Genomic DNA, 17,526 nt, shown 5'->3' on the forward strand with positions numbered 1-17,526 from the left:
GTTTAATAATTACTCCTTAATTATTAGTTATCTAATTCTTAATAAATTTCTTTGTAAGTATCTCATCTCCATCATTTACTTTAATAAAGTAAATACCTCCGTCTAGTTTACCTACACTTATTTTTCCTTCAGATTTACCTTTAAGAACAGTTTTTCCAAGAATATCAATGATGGTATAATTGAAACTTTCTAAACTTGTTACTTTAACATTCAATATATCACCTTTTACAGGATTTGGATAAATGTTTAAATCAATTTCTGAAATCTCAGGAGAATCACCATAGCCAACTATTTCTAGTTTGTCTTTCGTTCCTCTTGAAGTAGCACTAATACCTGTTATTATAACCTGATCTATAAATATTTGATCTTGATTACCTGAGGCATCATTTTGAAATCTAAATCCTGAATTCACTGCAAAATTATATTGCGCTGGCGTAATTGAAACTGTCGCATTGTAAAATGTATTGTTTTCTATATCTACACCTCTTGTCCATGTTTGCAGAGTATTCCAAGTAGAGCCATCAAAGAATCGTAACCAAAAGTCTTCCCCGTTTTCCATACTAAATACATAGAAATGAAAATCAACTTCAATTTCTGTAAATGGTATCACATCAATATTAGATAACGTCATAGATGAAGCCACCCCAGAATTATCTCTAATTCTCACAGAGAAGTTACCTTCAAAAGAATTTGCAGATTGTACTCTTGCACAATCGTTTCCACCGTCAGCCCATCCGTCTAATCCAGTTTCAAAATAACCTTCATTTAAAACAACATTAGAAGCACTACAAGGTTGACACGATGAACCACCACAATCAACTCCTGTTTCATTACCATTTTGAATACCATCATTACATGTTGCAGCATCAGGTTCTAATAACTGAACATCATCTATTGCAATATCTGCTTGCCAAGTGCTACCAACAAAACGATTAAATCTTAATTGAATATTACTACCTGCATAAGCTGATATATCTAAATCTACGGTTAACCATTGATTGCCTTGGTTACCTGTTTGACTCCATAAACTTGTCCATGAAGAACCATCATCGTCAGAAACTTCTAACGCTATAGATCCTATGTCTGCTGCACCAAACATGTGGTACTTAAAGCTAAATATTGGATTTGTTAATGACCCCAAATTAAAACAAGGAGATGTAATAATTGCTCTCTTATCTGGATAACCAGTACCTTGTACAGAAGCCTCAACAAAAATATAATCTGATCCCTGTACAGCACTTGTAGGTCCTGTTCCTGCAGACGGCGTTCCTGCATCGTCAACTAACCAATTTAAATCATCCATTGTAGATTGTGACCAAGCACCAATAGAGCCTTCAAAACCTTCTGTATAAGGATATGAAGAGACAGCACTGACACATCCTGAAGATGGATCAGAAACATTAACTGTTCTTATAACTGCTGCTGCTGCATTGCCTGCAGAATCACTTACATTGTAAGTTACAGCATAAGCACCTGCATTATTTGTATTTACTGATCCCGCAATAACTATACTAGATGTTAAATTACCATCTAAATTATCTGTTGCTGTTGCGCCTTGTTCATTATAAGTGTCACCAACTAATAAATTAACAGTAGACGAGCCAACCAAAACAATTACTGGTGGTGAAGTGTCTGCATTTACGCTTACTGTTCTTGTGACTTGATTTGCAGCATTACCTGTTGCATCACTGACATTATAATTAACAAAATAAGTACCAGCAATAGCTGTATCAATAAAACCTGTAATTAAGATGTTAGAACTAATATCACCATCTAAATTATCTGTTGCTGTTGCTCCTAATTCATTATAGGCATCGCCTACATTTAAATTAATTACTGATGCTCCTATCAATGTTATAACTGGTGCCGTTGAATCTGCATTAACTACTATTGTCCTTATAACTTCGCTAGCGTTATTGCCAGCAGCATCACTTACATTGTATGTTACAACATAAGACCCAACTGAATTTGTATTAACTGTATCACCTCCTGTTACAATGCTAGGTGTTAAATCACCATCTATATTATCTGTAGCCGTTGCACCTTGTTCTACGTAATTACTACCAAGTTCTAAACTTAAGTTTGAAGCTCCGTTTAATGAAATAACTGGTGCTTCAGTATCTGGTCCATTACCTTCAATAATAATAGTATAGTCCTCGACTTCACCGTACTGAAATGTCTCACATGCCGTTGGTAAAGCATTATATTTCATTGATACTCTCATTCGAGTTGAATTTTCTACAGCACTTGATGGCACGGTAAAACTTCCACTCACTGGAGTAACTTGTGTTGGCGCTTGTGTAAATACTTGCTCGCCTGCATCCGTAAAGTCTCCGTCTTTGTTATAATCTATCCAAACAGAATAAGCCTCATTATAAACGGTGCCATTCCAAGTTGGAGTAACAGAGATTGTATACTGAGTATCTTTAGTAAGCGTTGTAGAAACACCTGTGAAATCTGAGTAAAATTGTGCTCCAGAACTATTATCTATTGTGTTTAACTGAACTCTACTTATAAATTCATCATTTATATTTGTACTTGTAGAAGTACAATAATTTAATTGTAATTCTGTAGTCGTAAAGTTTACAGAACTACTATATGCTGAATTTGAACCTCCAGAACATTTGCTTCTTACCTGAGCTTCATATTGTGTTAAAGCAGTTAAGCCATTTAAACTAGAAGAAATACCTGTTACAGCATTAGTCGTCCAAGTTGTTGTACCAACTTCACGATATCTTAAATCGTAAGATGATCCAGATACAGCATCCCAACTTAAAGTCGCAGAATTTGTAGATACGTTTGAAACGAGTATACTTGTTGGGACATCAGTATTACAGACAACTGGTGCTCCGATAGTAAAGTTAGAATTAGAAATATCGAAGAAAATATTATTAGCTCCTCTAACCATAATTCTGTTCTGGTTACCTTCGCTATTTGGAACAACAATATCATGTGAACCATCATTTGGTACACCAGATGCTAATGAGATAGAATAGGTATCGCCTCCATCTGTAGATAAGAAAATGTCTACGTTTAAAGTATTAACTCCATTTCCAGTGGTTCCGGCAACATTCCAAGTTACAGTTTGCGACGTACCTGCATTCCAAGTTACATTTGTATTTGGTGCGTTAACCACAAAAGGGCCAGCTGTACCATTAACTGTAACTATCATATCATCACTATTATTTGTTCCACCACCTGCTTGATTATCTCTTACTGTAAGTCTGAAATTTAAATTTCTAGCTACATTAGGTACTGCTTCCCATTGCCAAGATGTTGACCCAGATTTAATAGTAGACAATCTTGGAAAATAACGATTGGTTTCTGTTGATGGATTAAATGATCTAAAAGCAACACCCGAAGTCGCATTAATACTTGGGTTAGTTGACGCAGCGTTATTCTCATCATATTGTTCCCAACAATATGATAATGCATCACCACTATCTGCATCAGTTGCAGAACCATCTAATACAAATGCTGTGCCTCTTGGAATCGTGTAATTTAATCCTGCATTAACTACAGGAACGTTATTCCCTGTATTTGTATTTGTTTGACAAGATGTTGTTTTAATATAATTTGTTATCTGTTCAATTGATCTTGCATGAAAATATGGGTCGCTATTATTCTGCACATCAGTCGCACCTGTAATACCAGCATAACCCATAATTGTAGAACCACTTCCTGGTTCCATTTGCGCGTTAGCCCCTTCATTTCCACCAAAAGTCCAAGTATGGTTTCCACCAAATTGGTGTCCCATTTCGTGTGCTACGTAATCTACATCAAATGGATCCCCTTCAGGAACAACGTGAGATGTCCAACCACTTCCTTTTTGATTGTTAACACAAACACAACCAATACAACCTGCGTTACCGTTATTTTGAAGATTAGCGAATAAATGACCAATATCGTAATTAGCCTCTCCTATAACACTAGTTAATGTGTTTTGTAATTGTGAATTATAACCACTCGTCGTATTACCATAAGGATCTGAAGTTGTACTTGTATAAATAACATCATCAGTAGTTGCTATTAATTGTAATGTTAGATTAAAATCTGTTTCATAAATTCCATTAACACGAGTCATTGTAGTATTCATAGCGGCTAAAGCTTGTGCTTTACTTCCTCCATGATACTGTGTGTATTCGCCAGTTGCAGAAATCGCCAATCTATATGTTCTTAATAAAGAGTCATCTGCGTTCTTCATTGAAATGCCACTATTAACTTTTCGATTAAGTTGCTCTGTTACTTGACATTCGAAATCGTCATTAAAATTTGTTCTATTCTTTCTATTAAAGACAATATGAACATTAGAACCATTACTAACAGGGTCTATAAATGTACTCGATCCGTCATTAGATAGAATCATAGCACTTAATCCGTTTGGAGATAAACTAAACCTTAAAACTAAAGAGGGGTCATCTATACCTTGGCCAGCATAGGATCTAATTTCAGGGTATCTTGCCTGTAATTCAGGATGCATCGTAGAGGCTTCTTTTATGGAAAAACGTTCTAATTTCCCATTATAATTAGGAATAGTAATAATAACATTAGAAGGTCTTCTGAAATTATTTCGTTTTGGAGCTGACTGTAATTGCTGTTTTAATGCATTTACATTTAAGCTAAAAAGATGAAATTCTTTTAGGTTTTTGTGGTTAGGCTTAGATAAGGAGCTTAGGGATGTTGTCTCTTTTTTCCAAAATTGTTTGCCTTGAGAAAACAGCAAACCTGAACTCATACAAACGATGAGCAACAATAATTTTATTTTCATAATGTTTAGGTTAATTAATTAATAGCTTGCCTGAAATTAGATATTTTTAGAGTACCATTTCTTTTAACTCCTCTTTAACTTTCTTAAATATGAAAATATGCGGAAATACCGTAATTGAAAGTAGGAATTGATTTACCTGCTTTCAATTATGTCCATAAAAAAGCTCAGAACACATCTGAGCTTTTATAAGTTTATATTAATTTAATTATTTGATAATCAATTTTTTAGTAATCCCATAGGAGCTATTAGATAATTGCACCAAGTAAACCCCTGCACTGTAACCATTTGTACTTACGCTATTTGTAATAGTGTTAGTATTTAAATTATTTCTTAGGATTTCTCTACCTTGAATATCATATAACGTTAATAATGTTGCATCATTTAATTGACCTCTAACTATTATTTCCTTACGATCAGAATTGTTATAAACTTGAATATTATCTAAATCAGAGTCACCAACCGATAAAACGTTAGCATCAAATCTTAAGTAAAAACGTCCAGTATCAGATAAATCTGTAGCAGCAGTAAACGTGTATTCTGATGTATTTAAAAGCGTAAATGTATTTGTTAACGCATCCTCTAAATATATATTGTGGTTTAAACTACTGTTTACAAGACTAATTGTTACTTGCACTCCTTGACCCAAGTTAACACCTAATGGAATAATAGGATTATTACTTATGTCTGAAGAACTAATGGCTTGTATAGCCAAGTCTGTTCCTGTATTGTTCTCTACTAATTCTGAATAGATTGAAAAATCTGTTGGTGCACCGTCAAAATGACTTGCATCATAACCTAAATCTAATCCTAAAGTTGCACTATCAGTAAAATAAACATCTGTGCTAAAATTTGAATTACTAGAGGTCATTAAAAGTGTACCATGCTCAACAGGGTTTGTTGTCCTTCCTGCAATAAAATCATCTGATGAACCAGCTGCTCGCATTGAAGGTGTAAATGATACTGAACCACCACCATCTTTAGATGAAACGAAGAACCCTTGTCCTGGTGTAATTAATGTATTTGGGTTGGCATCTGCATAAGCTAAATTCCAAATTGTCCAATAACTTCCATTTGAAGCATCAGAGTCATAACCATATACTGCTACACTTTCAGAATCAAACTCTGATATATTAGCAAGAATGAAATCTTCTAATTTAATATAAGAAGGATATGGATTCCCTATAAGGTTCCATACTTCATACACAGTTCCTGTTTTAAAAATTGGTACATTTAAATTACCTGTAGTTGCAGAACCTGTAAATGTAAATATTTGATTTGCATCTATTGAAGCTACTCTGTAGCCTTTACCAGCTTCGAGGGGTGTAGTTTCAGTGTTAGAAAATGTAAGATAGTCACTTACTGACTTGTCAAAAGGACCAAATAAATATAAGGTCTCTGTAGGGTTAGCTAAAACATTTGTATTGTTAGAAAGAAAATCAACAAAACTCTCTCCACTAAATGGTGGAGAAACTAAATCATTTCTATTGGTATTAGAATTAACATAACGATTATACTTTAAGTCTCCTGAAGCAGAACCTTCTAATAATAAGCTTGAAAATTCATTTGAATCTGAATTCATAATAAACTCACCATTATTAATAATATTTCCATTTACTGTAATAGCATTTGCTTTGTTAACATTGATTTCTGCACCAGTATTAACTGTAATATTATTTATACTAATGTTGGTGTTTGCATTATAGATTCCATCTAAAATCATTGTATTTAATAAACCTGTTGAACCATTTGGTGCATTAGGGTACCAAGTACTACTCGTATATAAAAGACCGTCATATAAATAAACATCATAATCCTCAACCTCACCATACTGAAAATCTTCACAAGCATCATCTTGGATTGAACCAGGTGTGCCACTGTATTTCATTAATACACGCATTCTTGTATTACCTGTAGCGGCAGAAAGGGGAACTGTAAACGTATCAGATACTGGTGTTGTTTGGTTAGCACCATCTTCTAGTATTTTTTCAGAACCTTCAAAAGATCCATTTTTATTAAAATCTATCCAAACTGACACAGACTCGTCAAATAAGGATCCGTTCCAAAATTTAGATACAGCAATACTATTGCCAGTACTACCTATTTGAATAGGATCAAAAATAGTTGATCCTGTCAAATCTGAATATCCAGAAGTTGTACTCGAAGAAGTATCATTTAAAGTACCATTTAAAGTAACTCCTCCAATGTATTCGTCTGCAATACTATCACCAATAGCAGTACAATATGTTAAGTCAGTCGTTGTAAAGTTTACTGAAGCACTATAATCAGAAGTTGTAGATGTACATCTACTTCTAACTTGTACTTCATAATCTGTTATTTGCTCTAAACCAGTGATTGAATAACTCGCTGCTAGTAAATCTGTAACTTCTACCCATGTAGGAGACGTTGTTTCACGATATCTTATATCATAAGTTGCAGATGGAATATTATCCCAAGTGATGTCTGCAGTAAATGCTGTTATTGTGTTTGCTGCTAAACTAATTGGTATTGATGTAGTACAGGGAATTGCAAGACTTATTACTTTAAAATCGTCAACGTAAAAACCTTCGGCATTTGCACTATAATTTTCAAAAACATTGTTTGTATCTGATCGCATTCTAAATCTAAAAAGTACATTTGAAGCACCAAAGAATGGTGAATTATTAGAACCATCAATAACAATTTCTTCCATTACCCAATTATCCATCTGATCTCCATCATAGATATGACCAGAACTATTATTGCCTTGAAACGCTTCGTTAGTTGCTGACTTTACGACATGATCATTTGTGTCTGCAGAACTCTTTGGCTTCGTATATTTGCCATTAAGCGTTGTCCAAGTGGTTCCATTAGTAGAGGCTTGAAATTCTATTAAATCAAAATTTCTTTCAATATCCCATTTGCTATAAAATTGAACTAAGACCTCGTCCGAATTTGATAAATCAAACCCACTAACTGTGGTCATTGTTTTTGTTGTATTGTTAGCATAAGGTACAGCATCACCTGTTCTAAATGCTCTATTCCCAGTATAACCACCAGTACTTGTTCTGTTCCATCCAGTATTATTCCAATCTGAGAAACCTACTTGCGGATCACTAAATAATAAAACAGTAGGTTGATAGTATTTTTCTATATCAATTTCATAAAATACACCAGCATCATTAGAAAGTTCTACCTTATATTCTATTTTATCATTTGGCTGAATACTAGGGTCTAAAGTTAAAGCAGCGCTAACGTTACGTTGCTCTAGTACTGTCATCCCAGATTGAGCTGACGGTGAAACTATATTTGTAATATTAGCTGATATTGGTGTAACCATAATTGTAAAATCACTAGCTGTTTGCCCTATACGCTCTATCCCAAAATCTAAATTAGCACTTGTGCTTGAAATATCGCTTTGAGTTAAATCATGAAATTTAGCATATTGACCACCGTGATAAGCTCCCATTAAAGAAATACGCATAGACCTTTGAGCTATTGGGATTATTGTACTTGGTGTTGGCCAAAACCATTCACTACCATGTTCTGGTGTTGTAGCTAAGACATTCTTGCCAGAACCTATTGATCCATTACTATCTGCACTACCTCCGAGCATCCAGTCATCAGCGATACCATTTGATGGAGAAAAAATTGTTGCACCAGAAACATATCTATTATATTTAGTCATATCTGCATGCATCTCGTGCATTTCATCTTCTCTACCAGATACAAAAGAAGGGTTGCCACCATAAGGATGTGGAATAGAATTCGCAAAAGAATGGTTCCAAATTGCTGTCTTAAAGTTTCTACTTTGCACAAATTCTTTTATAATTTGTGTTTCTGGTTCAGATTCTGGAGATGGACCTCTATAAGAATCACTAGATGGTGTTCCAGATGACCCAGTACCTGCTGAACCCCAGAAATAATCAAAATTTCTATTAATATCTACACCTCGCGTTACAGAAGTATTTCCTGTACCACCTGTATTTGGTCTTAAATTTTTTCGTTGCATTTGTCCTCCACCAGAATCAATATGCTCATTCCAACGTAATCCGTCTGGATTTACAACAGGTATAAAATATAATTCGTTATTATCCACTAAATTTTTAATAGCAGGATCCGTATTATAGTTTTCTATAACATACCACATAAAGTACATATTATTCATTAAGGCACTTACCTCCCGAGCATGTATCATTGACGTGAATAACATTTGAGGTTTAGAACCTTCTACTGTAGAAGACTCGTCACCTGTAATCCTAACATAATACATTGTTTTAGGGTTCCACCTTGTACCTCCCTGACCTGTATATGTTAATCCATTATTTGAAATTGTACCTGAAGGGTTTCCCCAAGTCGTTATACCTGTAGTAGATGCATCTTGTTTAACTGAAACAATATTTAGACCATTAGATTGTGAGTAAGATCTCATTTGATCTAACTCAGCTTCCATAGCGTCAACTGTTAGACATCCACCCATTGTTCCTAATTCAAAATTTAAAGGTTTTACCCAATCTTTTTCATTTAGCTCGTTGTATTGGAGATAATTATCTAAAACAGATGATGAAATAGAAGATTTTTGCTGTGCATCATTTTTTCTACTAGCGATAGTCTTAGCATTTTCTAGCTGAGATGCCGACATTGCTGCTGGTAAGTCATTAACAGCTCTTTGATTATAAAACGCTGATACATTGTTAATAACGACAGCGTATGATATGCCATTTGCATCTAATATAGATCTATCAACATTTGAAATATCTATACTAAAGCTATTGTTTTTTCCATGTGAAATACCACATTTTAAATCAATACCTTGTTGCGCAAGAACATTTAAAGCATCTTGACTCGGATTAATAATAGTAATCCTTGAATGAATTTCTTGTGAAAAAGAAGTTTGCACCATTACAAACAATAATGCTATTAAGCAGGTGATTTTTCTCATTAGATTAGGGTTTAATGCATTTTATTAGCGCACTAATATATTATTTAATTCTAATTTTATCCATAAAACGCATAAAAAATCGATGAAATGCATAATTAAAAAAACAGTAAAATATTAAATAGCTGATTTTTAGTTATTTATAAAAAAATAGGTTTTGTGATTTTAATGAAATAATAAAATAATAGGATACATTTTAACCCTAAGCAATATTCAAAATTGTCTATTTTTACGTATGACAAATATGAATTTGCTTAATGTAAACAGTCTTTCAGTATCATTTTTTACTAAAGAAAGTGAGACTAAAATTCTACAGAATATTTCCTTTCAGCTATCTAAAAATAGCATTACAGCAGTAGTAGGAGAATCTGGCTCTGGCAAATCTATATCCGCATTAGCACTGATGGGACTATTGCCTCGTAAAATTTCTAAAATAACAGAAGGTTCAATCCTATTTAATGATCAAAACTTAATAGACCTAGATGAAAAAAGCTTTAGACAAATTAGAGGTAAAGACATTGCAATGATTTTTCAGGAGCCTATGAGTTCTTTAAATCCTTCAATGCGATGTGGTAGACAAGTTGAAGAAATTTTAAAACAACACACCCAATTATCTAAATCTAAGATTAAATCTGACGTTTTAGAGCTATTCGAAAAAGTTAAGTTACCAAATCCTAAGCGCATTTTTAAAGCTTATCCTCACGAAATTTCTGGTGGTCAGAAACAACGCGTTATGATCGCTATGGCTATTGCTTGTAAACCAAAACTTCTAATTGCAGACGAGCCCACTACTGCTCTCGATGTCACAGTGCAAAAAGAAATATTAGAATTATTAAAGGAGATACAAAGAGAAACACAAATGAGTATTTTATTTATTTCTCATGATTTGTCTTTAGTTTCAGAATTAGCCGAAAATATTATTGTTATGTATAAAGGTGAAATTGTTGAGCAAGGTTCTACCGAATCTATATTTAAAAACCCAAAACACAACTATACCAAAGCTTTAATTAGTGCTAGACCTTCAATAGAATACCGACTGAAAAAGCTACCAACCATAGCAGACTTTATGTCTAAAACTTTAGATAATAGCAGAATATCTGATGCAAATCGACTGAAAAATCATGAAAAGTTATATAGCCAAAAGCCATTACTAGAAGTTATAGATATTGAAAAAACATACCTTTCAAAAAATGGTTGGTTCTCTAAAGATATTCCTTTTAAAGCGGTTAACGCTGTAAGCTTTAAAGTCTACCCTGGTGAAACTATTGGGCTTGTTGGCGAATCTGGATGTGGCAAGTCTACTTTAGGTAATGCTATTCTTCAATTAGATAAAGCAACATCTGGTATTTTAAAATATAAGGGACGAGATATTACAAATTTACGTCCAAGCGATTTACGAAAACTGCGAAAAGATATTCAGATTATTTTTCAAGACCCTTTTGCTTCTCTAAACCCTAGACTTAGTGTTGGAAATGCAATTATGGAGCCCATGATAGTTCACAATATTGGTAGTTCTGACGAAGAACGTCGCCTCAAGGTTATTGATATTTTAAAAAAAGTAGGTTTAGATGCTTCTGCTTTTAATCGTTATCCACATGAATTTTCTGGTGGACAAAGACAACGTATCGGTATCGCAAGAACCATTGCATTAGAGCCTCAACTTATTGTTTGTGATGAGTCGGTTTCTGCTTTAGATATATCTGTGCAAGCCCAAGTTCTAAATCTTTTAAACGATTTAAAAGAAAGATTCAATTTTACATACATTTTTATATCTCACGACTTAGCTGTCGTTAAATATATGGCTGATCAACTAATAGTAATGAATAAAGGTGAAGTTGAGGAAATAGGTGATGCTGATGAAATTTATAGATTACCTAAAAGAGAATACACTAAGAAATTGATTCATGCTATACCAAAAGGTTTATAGCATGAATACTTTCTTAGCTAACTTTAAAACATCTGAGACTAAGTCCAGCGTGTTTTTAAAACCTGAAGACAAATTGTTTTCGGTTAAAGTAGGTTCTGGTAGATTTGGGTTCTTTGTTTTCATAAGCGGTAATTCATGACAGATTTGGGGCAAATCATAAATTAAGTTTAAGGTAAATTTGGTTCACTAAATTTGGGACTGCTAATATGTAACTTATTTTAGTTATTTCAGTTTAAATACACTATAAATCGATGAAATACACTTTATTTTAACATTTACAGTCAAATTAATTTTTATTATACAAAAAGACCACTCTATAAGAGCGGTCTTTCATTTATAATTATGCTTATTCTTCTATAAGCTCATTTCTGGTATATCACCTTCAATTATTAAATGACCTTCTGTCGCATTTTTAATAGCATCTACAGAAACTCCAGGAGCACGTTCAATAAGTTTAAACCCTTTTGGTGTCACTTCTATAACTGCTAAATTGGTGACAATCTTTTTAACACATGCCACACCTGTTAGTGGTAATGAGCATTGTTTAAGTAATTTAGAATCGCCAGCTCTATTTGTGTGCATCATAGCCACAATAATATTTTCTGCACTAGCGACTAAATCCATAGCACCTCCCATTCCTTTTACCATTTTTCCAGGAATTTTCCAGTTAGCTATATCCCCATGCTCAGAAACCTCCATAGCTCCTAATATTGTTAAATCTACATGCTTACCTCTTATCATTGCAAAACTAGTTGCAGAATCAAAAAAGGAAGCACCTGGTAATGTTGTTATGGTTTGTTTTCCAGCATTTATAATATCCGCATCTTCTTCACCTTCAAAAGGAAAAGGTCCCATTCCTAGAACTCCATTTTCACTTTGAAATTCAACTTCTATATCATCTCTTACAAAATTAGCTACTAATGTAGGTATTCCTATTCCTAGGTTAACGTAATAACCATCTTTGACTTCTTTTGCGATTCGTTTTGCAATCCCGTTTTTATCTAACATAATTAATTACGTTGTCTTATTGTTCGTTGTTCAATTCGTTTTTCAAAATGCTCACCTTTAAAGATGCGCTGCACAAATATGCCAGGAATATGAATTTGATTTGGATCTAATTCACCTACAGGAACTAATTCTTCTACCTCAGCAACCGTAATTTTAGCTGCACCACACATGTTTGGATTAAAGTTTCTTGCTGTGCCCTTGAAAACTAAATTTCCAGCAGCATCACCCTTCCAAGCTTTAATAAAACCAAAATCTGCATTAAAGGCGTGTTCTAAAACATACATCTTTCCATCAAACTCTCTTGTTTCTTTTCCTTCGGCTACTTCAGTTCCATATCCTGCTGGTGTATAGAATGCTGGGAAACCAGCTTGAGCTGCTCTAGCGCGTTCTGCTAATGTACCTTGCGGAATTAACTCAACGTCTAACTCTCCGGATAACATCTGTCTTTCAAATTCGTCGTTTTCACCTACATAAGATGAAATCATTTTTTTAACTTGTTTTTGTTGTAATAATAAACCTAAACCAAAATCGTCTACACCAGCGTTGTTAGATATACAGGTTAAATTTTTTACATTGAGTTTTACAAGTTCTGCAATAGCATTTTCAGGAATACCAGATAGGCCAAATCCACCAAACATAAACATCATATTATCCTCTACACCGCTAAGCGCGTCAGTGACGTTTGCTACTTTTTTATTAATCATAAATATTGAGATTTATAACATTAAAGGTACAAAACTATACATTATGTTAATACAAAAAAATAGAAACAAAAACGGATTAGTCTATAAAATTAATTAGAAGTCTGAAAAATCATCTATAGTATCAGAATCATCCGTAGAATCATCATCTGGAGTTACTTCACAATCTATATTTATCGATAAATCTAAAGGCTTTTCAAATTCATCTTTAGATACTTTAAGCGTTGTATCTTCGTAGCAAGCTTTCATGTAAAGTCCCCAAATTGGTAATGCCATAGATGCACCTTGACCATATTTTGTACTCTTAAAATGCACAGCTCTATCTTCTGCACCAACCCAAACACCAGTAACTAAATTAGGTACCATACCCATAAACCAGCCATCACTTTGATTTTGTGTAGTGCCTGTTTTACCTGCTATCGGGTTTTTAAAACCATAAGGGTAACCTGTCATTATCTCTCTGTACATTTGGTTGTACTTATCAACACCTATAGATCTTAAGCGTGCACCAGAACCTGCTTTTGTAACACCTTCCATCAGGTTTACTGTTACATAGGCAACTTCTTCACTTAAAACATCCTTACTTTCTGGAGTAAACTGATATAAAACAGTGCCATTTTTATCTTCAATACGCGTTACCATTACTGGTTTATTATAAACGCCTTTGTTCGCAAATGTTGAGTAGGCAGCTACCATCTCATAAACGCTAATATCTGTTGTCCCTAAAGCTATAGCTGGCACAGGTAATATATCTTGCTCTATACCTAATTTTTTTGCCATCTCAACGACAGGCTGAGGTCCAATCTCATTCATAAGTCTTGCTGTTACTGTATTCGTTGATGTTGCAAGCGCATCTTTTAACGTTTGCACACCCGAATATTTAGCATCATTATTTGTAACCGTCCAAGGTTCTGGATTGCCAAACTTATTAGCCTCAATGGTTATTGGTGAACGTGGAAAAGAATCGCAAGGAGAATATTGAAGTTGATCTATTGCTGTTGCATAAACAAAAGGTTTAAAGGTAGAACCAACTTGGCGTTTTCCTTGTTTTACCATATCGTACTGAAAATGTCTGTAATTCATACCACCAACCCAGGCTTTTACGTGACCTGTAAATGGATCCATAGACATCATGCCTGTGCGTAAAAATGATTTATAGTAAAGCATAGAATCCATAGGCTTCATTATAGTATCTACATAAGAAGCTTTGCCTTTTACCCATTTAAAAACCTCCATTTCAACAGGCTTTTCAAAAGAAGCAATAATTTCTTTGTCTGACTTCCCTTGGCCTTTCAATATTCTCCAACGCTCACCACGTCGCATACCATTACGTAATAGCGTATTAATTTCGGATTGATTTAATTCTAAAAATGGTCTTGTTTTGTTACGCTCTGGTATGTTTTGAGTATCAAATTCAGCTTGTAACCTTGGCATATGTTGTGCTACTGCATCTTCAGCATATTGTTGCATACGTGAATCTATAGTTGTAAAGACCTTTAAACCATCACTATTAATATTGTATTTAGTACCATCTGGTTTTCTATTCTTTTCATTATTGGTCCATTTTTTCATAAATGACCTTAGATATCCCCTAAAGTAAGTCGCAATACCTTCCCGATGAGATTCTGGTGAATAGTTTAAATCTAACTCTGTTTTTTGTAATGAGTCTTTTGTGGTCTCTTTAATAAAATCGTACTTCATCAATTGCGCTAACACAACGTTACGCCTATTCTTAACTCCGACAGGGTTTCGTCTTGGGTTGTAAAGTGATGAATTCTTAAACATACCAACAAGCATCGCAGACTCTTTTAAATCTAAATCTTTAGGTTCTTTGCCAAAATAAATACGTGAAGCAGAACGAATACCGTCACCGTTATTTCCAAAATCATAAATATTGAAATACATCGTAATAATCTCCTCCTTAGTATATTGACGTTCTAAACGCGTAGCTATAACCCATTCTTTTATTTTTTGAGTCAGTCTGCTTATGGTACTTGTAGAAGCTACACCTACAAATAATTGTCGCGCAACTTGTTGTGAAATAGTACTTGCACCACCTTTACTGCCTAAATTAACTACAGCTCTTAATGTACCACGTGCGTCAATACCTGAATGTTCATAATAACGAACATCTTCAGTAGCAACCAATGCATCAACTAAATTCTTTGGTAAATCTTCATATGCAACGGGCGTTCTATTATCATTGAAATAAAACTTTCCCAAGGTTTTATTATCAGATGAGATAATTTCTGTAGCCAAATTAGTTTCTGGGTTTTCTAATTTTGTATAGTCTGGCATTTCACCTAAAAGTCCCCAAGATGCGAAAAGAAATAATAACACAACAGCTAAAATACCACCAGCAAATAGCATCCAAAACCAACGTACAAATTTTGTAAAATCTAATACCACTGGTTTAGATTGTGGTGTTTTCTTTTTTGCCATAATACTTACTTTTGAGTTATTTCTACTCTAAAACCTATATCCGTAATTCCCTGTAAGTCTACAATACCATTTGCTTCACCATTATTTCGCATAGCGTGCTGAATATTCACAGTATATTCTCCTTCTTCAGTAAACTTAAAGTCATTGCTATAACCTCTGTACCAAAGTTTATTCTCTTTAACATCAGAAAAGCCAGTACCTAAAAGTTCCCCATTTGGCGCAGCCATTTTATATTCTAAAGTATCTTTTATAATTTTTCCGTTGGGATAATTTAGTTCAACTATGAGAAACAAATTGCTAAACTTATAATCGCTGTTATTTCTTAGATTAACATACACATTATAATTATTTATAGTGTCTGGTGCTTTAAAGTTAAAACTTGCAACCGTATCTTTATTCCATGAGTTAGGCACAGGTTTATAAACATCGTAGACAGCTTTAGAATCGCAACTAAAGCATAACAAACAAAAAACTAAGGTTAGGTATAACCAATTAATCCTTTTTTGCATTTTGTTTAGTGTTACGATTTCTGTTTCTGTTTTTATTACGGTTGTTCTTACTACTATTGTTTTTACGTTTGTTATTTGATTTTGGACTATCAAAACGTGTTAAACTATCTTGACCTACAACGTTCTCAAAGTCACTTTTAGTGTCTTGTATGTGCTCAACAGCATATTCCTCTAGGCTTGCCACCTTTTCTCTTTTCTTATTTTTAAAAATAATTTCATTGGCTTGTGCTGTAGTAATTATATGCCAATTCATCCATTCACCTTCGTAGGCATACCACATTAAACCTTTAAAAATATCTGTTTTCTGGCAGACTGCTGTACCTTTTTCAGTGTATAGTTTAGTATCGTTTTTAGGAAATGCCTTCAATGCATCTAAGTATGAGTCTAACTCATAATTAAGGCAACACTTTAACTTACCGCATTGACCTGCAAGCTTTAGTGGGTTTAATGATAATTGTTGGTAACGGGCTGCTGACGTGCTAACCGATCTAAAATCTGTTAACCAAGTAGAACAACATAACTCTCTACCACAAGAACCAATGCCTCCTAGCCTTGCCGCTTCTTGTCTAAAGCCGACTTGCTTCATTTCAATACGTGTTCTAAATTCTCTAGCAAAAACTTTAATAAGTTCTCTAAAATCTACCCGTTCTTCTGCTGTGTAATAAAAGGTTGCCTTGCTTCCATCTCCTTGATATTCTATATCTGAAATTTTCATTCTCAGTTTTAAATCAATAGCAAACTGGCGTGCTTTGACTTTCATTGGTTCTTCTTTGTCTCTAGAAGCTGACCAAATATCTATATCTTTTTGTGAGGCTTTACGGTAAATTTTTAAAACGTTTTCAGCATCTTCAAGATCAACCTTTTTACGCTTCATTTGCACACGAACCAACTCACCTGTTAAGGTGACCATACCTATATCGTGTCCAGAATTTGCCTGTGTAGCGACAATATCGCCAATACTTAAAGTAAGGTTTTCTGTGTTTTTATAATAGTGTTTTCTGCCGTTTTTAAAACGGACTTCAACTCCAATAAACGGTTCTTGTCCGTTAGGAAGAGACATGTTAGCTAACCAATCAAAAACAGTCAATTTATTGCAGCTATCTGTGCCACAAGTCCCATTGTTTTTGCATCCTTTTGGTTGACCGTCTTCACCAGTTGCGCAACTGTTACAAGCCATAAAAGTTATATATATTAATTCTAGATTCTTAAAAAATCTAGATATAGGATTCGTAAATAATTTAAAAGTAAAGATAAAA

Annotated in this window: 9 protein-coding genes; 1 reads left to right on the forward strand and 8 read right to left on the reverse strand. The window is 34.0% G+C overall.

The genetic code is table 11. The features are described from left to right. Window positions 1-31 precede the first annotated feature (31 nt). Both B2U95_RS10405 and B2U95_RS10410 read right to left on the reverse strand, forming a co-directional pair. Window positions 32-4,768 carry an immunoglobulin-like domain-containing protein gene (locus tag B2U95_RS10405; protein ID WP_296315994.1) on the reverse strand — a complete coding sequence of 1,579 codons (4,737 nt, stop codon included), beginning with the start codon at window positions 4,766-4,768 and terminating at the stop codon, window positions 32-34. Between the two features lie 205 nt (window positions 4,769-4,973). Beyond that, the gene (locus tag B2U95_RS10410; protein WP_296315998.1) at window positions 4,974-9,686 is read right to left on the reverse strand and encodes a M14 family zinc carboxypeptidase; all 4,713 of its coding nucleotides are present in this window, start codon (window positions 9,684-9,686) and stop codon (window positions 4,974-4,976) included. 232 nt (window positions 9,687-9,918) lie between these two features. Between B2U95_RS10410 and B2U95_RS10415 the strand changes: the two genes are divergently transcribed. After that, window positions 9,919-11,610, forward strand: coding sequence for an ABC transporter ATP-binding protein (locus B2U95_RS10415; RefSeq protein ID WP_414727675.1), 1,692 nt, complete (start codon window positions 9,919-9,921; stop codon window positions 11,608-11,610). Here B2U95_RS10415 and B2U95_RS10420 read toward each other — a convergent pair. The 6 genes from B2U95_RS10420 to B2U95_RS10445 form a co-directional block, all read right to left on the reverse strand. After that, entirely contained in the window at window positions 11,605-11,733 is a 129-nt protein-coding gene (locus B2U95_RS10420) for a hypothetical protein (protein WP_296316003.1), read from the reverse strand. The two genes, B2U95_RS10415 and B2U95_RS10420, sit on opposite strands and share 6 nt — an antisense overlap. A 231-nt stretch (window positions 11,734-11,964) precedes the next feature. Beyond that, on the reverse strand, window positions 11,965-12,618 hold the full coding sequence (locus B2U95_RS10425; RefSeq protein ID WP_296316006.1) for a CoA transferase subunit B: 654 nt from the start codon (window positions 12,616-12,618) through the stop codon (window positions 11,965-11,967). A gap of 2 nt (window positions 12,619-12,620) precedes the next feature. Then, window positions 12,621-13,322 carry a CoA transferase subunit A gene (locus tag B2U95_RS10430; protein ID WP_296316008.1) on the reverse strand — a complete coding sequence of 234 codons (702 nt, stop codon included), beginning with the start codon at window positions 13,320-13,322 and terminating at the stop codon, window positions 12,621-12,623. 93 nt (window positions 13,323-13,415) lie between these two features. Further along, the gene (locus B2U95_RS10435; protein ID WP_296316011.1) at window positions 13,416-15,761 is read right to left on the reverse strand and encodes a penicillin-binding protein 1A; all 2,346 of its coding nucleotides are present in this window, start codon (window positions 15,759-15,761) and stop codon (window positions 13,416-13,418) included. A gap of 5 nt (window positions 15,762-15,766) precedes the next feature. Next, window positions 15,767-16,270 carry a gliding motility lipoprotein GldH gene (locus B2U95_RS10440; protein WP_296316013.1) on the reverse strand — a complete coding sequence of 168 codons (504 nt, stop codon included), beginning with the start codon at window positions 16,268-16,270 and terminating at the stop codon, window positions 15,767-15,769. Further along, complete coding sequence (locus B2U95_RS10445; protein WP_296316015.1) at window positions 16,254-17,447, reverse strand: PSP1 domain-containing protein; 1,194 nt, start codon at window positions 17,445-17,447, stop codon at window positions 16,254-16,256. The genes B2U95_RS10440 and B2U95_RS10445 overlap by 17 nt, the downstream gene beginning before the upstream one ends. Window positions 17,448-17,526 lie beyond the last annotated feature (79 nt).

The sequence above is a fragment of the Winogradskyella sp. UBA3174 genome, from assembly GCF_002364335.1.
GTDB lineage: Bacteria > Bacteroidota > Bacteroidia > Flavobacteriales > Flavobacteriaceae > Winogradskyella.

Coding starts and splice junctions, on each gene's coding strand:
- B2U95_RS10415 (WP_414727675.1), top strand. CDS start 9,919: ATGACAAATATGAATTTGCTTAATGTAAACAGTCTTTCAGTATCATTT.
- B2U95_RS10445 (WP_296316015.1), bottom strand. CDS start 17,447: ATGGCTTGTAACAGTTGCGCAACTGGTGAAGACGGTCAACCAAAAGGA.
- B2U95_RS10420 (WP_296316003.1), bottom strand. CDS start 11,733: ATGAAAACAAAGAACCCAAATCTACCAGAACCTACTTTAACCGAAAAC.
- B2U95_RS10405 (WP_296315994.1), bottom strand. CDS start 4,768: ATGAAAATAAAATTATTGTTGCTCATCGTTTGTATGAGTTCAGGTTTG.
- B2U95_RS10410 (WP_296315998.1), bottom strand. CDS start 9,686: ATGAGAAAAATCACCTGCTTAATAGCATTATTGTTTGTAATGGTGCAA.
- B2U95_RS10425 (WP_296316006.1), bottom strand. CDS start 12,618: ATGTTAGATAAAAACGGGATTGCAAAACGAATCGCAAAAGAAGTCAAA.
- B2U95_RS10430 (WP_296316008.1), bottom strand. CDS start 13,322: ATGATTAATAAAAAAGTAGCAAACGTCACTGACGCGCTTAGCGGTGTA.
- B2U95_RS10435 (WP_296316011.1), bottom strand. CDS start 15,761: ATGGCAAAAAAGAAAACACCACAATCTAAACCAGTGGTATTAGATTTT.
- B2U95_RS10440 (WP_296316013.1), bottom strand. CDS start 16,270: ATGCAAAAAAGGATTAATTGGTTATACCTAACCTTAGTTTTTTGTTTG.